Below are 2,441 nucleotides of genomic sequence, written 5' to 3'. Positions count from 1 at the left end.
CAAACTTGGCTGCAGTGGGCCCCTTCGGTCAATGAGTGGAATCACCACGCCGACGACGAGGCGCACTGCCTCGTCGCCACACCCGCCGGCCAGCCCGTTTCACCCTCCAGCAGAGGATGAAAGAGACTCACTCGAGGCTCATGCGGCGACTTGGCACCGGAATACGACACCTCCTCACCTTATTCTCATTGCCTGTCAGCCGTCGGGGGGTGTGCGGTCGCTCTGGACTACCCGCAGGGATCGGCTGAGCCGGGCTGCCTTCCGGATGCTTCCGAGACCCACGTCCGCCAGACGTGCTGCGTGATCGGCACCTCGGGGCGATCGAGAAGCCAGAGGACGTAGTCGGCATGAAGTCGTGCCCATGGGTTGGCCGACGCGGCGGCCGTACCGAGCCTGTGGCGGAGATCCTCGCCGTCGACTGCTCGTGCGACGCGAGCGTACTCACGGTCCTTGCAGCGGTGGGCCCGCTGGACGACGATCTCGACGAGGTCGGTGAGCTTCGCCCTGGTCGGCTGGTCGTGGTCGGCGACGGCCAGGCTGCGGATGAGCCGCTGTTTTGTGCTCCACGCCTTTGCATGCTCTGTCCATTCGCGGGGAAACCGCGCTTCCCACTCCAGGAAGAGAAGCGCATAGGGCAGACCCGGCCCGAGAGCCCCCTCCTCCCACAGCCCGTCGGGAAGGGAACGGCTACGGACGTCGTACACCTGGAAGGCCGGACGGCGGTCCTCGACCGCCTGGCCACCCGCTGGTGGTGGGGGCCAGTTCTCCCGCTTGGCACCCACCAGCCTGTACGAACCAGACGGTCCCTCTTTACGACGGAGGCTCCCCAGAACCACCCTCTGCCGACCGCCACCGGGACAGCGCACCACGAACAGCACGAGTGTCAGAGTGTTCGTTGCCGAGGATTCGCTCGTACTCGGCGAGGACGTGTTCGAGCAGGTTGATGGCTTCGTTGGTGCGTCCGGCCTGTCGGTAGGAGGTGGCGAGGTTGGCGCGGGTGGTCGGGGTGTCGGGGTGTTCGTTGCCGAGGATTCGCTCGTACTCGGCGAGGACGTGTTCGAGCAGGTTGATGGCGTCGTTGGTGCGTCCGGCCTGTCGGTAGGAGGTGGCGAGGTTGGCGCGGGTGGTCAGGGTGTCGGGGTGTTCGTTGCCGAGGAGTCGTTCGCGTTCGGCGAGGACGTGTTCGAGCAGGTTGATGGCGTCGTTGGTGCGTCCGGCCTGTCGGTAGGAGGTGGCGAGGTTGGCGCGGGTGGTCAGGGTGCTGGGGTGTTCGTTGCCGAGGAGTCGTTCGCGTTCGGCGAGGACGTGTTCGAGCAGGTTGATGGCATTGCTGGTGCGTCCGGCCTGCCAGTAGGAGGCGGCGAGGTTGGCGCGGGCGGTCAGGGTGTCGCGGTGTTCGTTGCCCAACAGCCGCTCGTACTCAGCGAGGACGTGCTCTTCGATTTCGATGGCTTCGTTGGTGCGTCCGGCCTGCCAGTAGGAGGTGGCGAGGTTGGCGCGGGCGTTCAGGGTGTCGCGGTGTTCGTTGCCCAACAGCCGCTCACCTTCGGCGACCATGTGTTCCCAGTACGTCGAGGAGGCGCTGTGTAGGTGAGCATTGAGGAGGCTTGTTCCCGCGCGATAGAGCACGGGGTGGGCCTGGGAAGGCCATAGAGAGTCGCTGGCGTGGGTGGTGAGGGAGTCCGTGTTGGCGCGTAGTGTGCTGGCCAGTTCGCGTTGGGCGTGGTCGGGGTCTGGCCATATCTCGACCAGGGCATCGGCGGCTGTGACTGCGATCGCCGGCTGCTGTTCTTGACGGATGGTCTCGCGTACGGCTCGGGCGGTGAGCGCGTGGATACGCACTGCGCGGAGGCTGTCGGTGGAGTCGTACGTGATCAGTCCGTACCGGTCGAGGAGCCGCAGCGCTGCGGCTGCCTCGTCACCCGTGACGGCCCGTGCCGCGCTTGTGCGCCGGCGGCGCAGGCTGAGGTTCCGTCGGGCCGGGACGGCGGCGGGCTGGTGGTGGGTGAGGTAGGTGAGGAAGGCGTTGGTGGTCCATAGGTCGGCGGGTTGTCCGGCGGGGTCGAGGTGGGCGGTGATGCGGAGGGCGGTGCGGGCCAGGGGTCCGTGGGGGTCCTGGTCGGTGGCGTCGAGGGCGAGGAGCAGGGTGGTGGTGACCTGCAGTCCGTAGCGTTCGGCGTCGGCCCAGTGAGGCAGTACCTCGTCCAGGTGCGTGGCGCGGTCGGTGAACTGTTCCAGGTAGGTGCTGCAGGAGGTGTTCTCGCGAAGCATGTAGGCGGCGGCGTGTCCCAGTGCCAGGGGCAGGTGTCCGAGTGCTTCGGCGAGGGCCGGGGCCCGGTGGTCGATCAGGTGGGCTTTGTGGTCGTGGGTGAGGCGGGTGGTGAGGTAGCCGGTTGCTTCGGCCGGGGTGTAGACGTCGACGTCGATGCGGGCCCGGCCGC

General features: G+C 67.3%; 2 protein-coding genes. Both read right to left on the bottom strand.

The features are described 5' to 3' along the window. Window positions 1-227 precede the first annotated feature (227 nt). Window positions 228-782: a hypothetical protein gene (locus tag ACFYY1_RS43180; protein ID WP_388595587.1), complete on the bottom strand. Its 555-nt coding sequence runs from the start codon at window positions 780-782 to the stop codon at window positions 228-230. A gap of 28 nt (window positions 783-810) precedes the next feature. Continuing rightward, a partial coding sequence (locus ACFYY1_RS43175; protein ID WP_388595585.1) for a tetratricopeptide repeat protein occupies window positions 811-2,441 on the bottom strand: 1,631 nt, incomplete at its 5' end.

It is taken from the genome of Streptomyces sp. NPDC001890 (assembly GCF_042891445.1).
In the GTDB taxonomy this organism is placed as follows: domain Bacteria; phylum Actinomycetota; class Actinomycetes; order Streptomycetales; family Streptomycetaceae; genus Streptomyces.
This window is presented reverse-complemented; position numbering and strand designations above follow the sequence as displayed.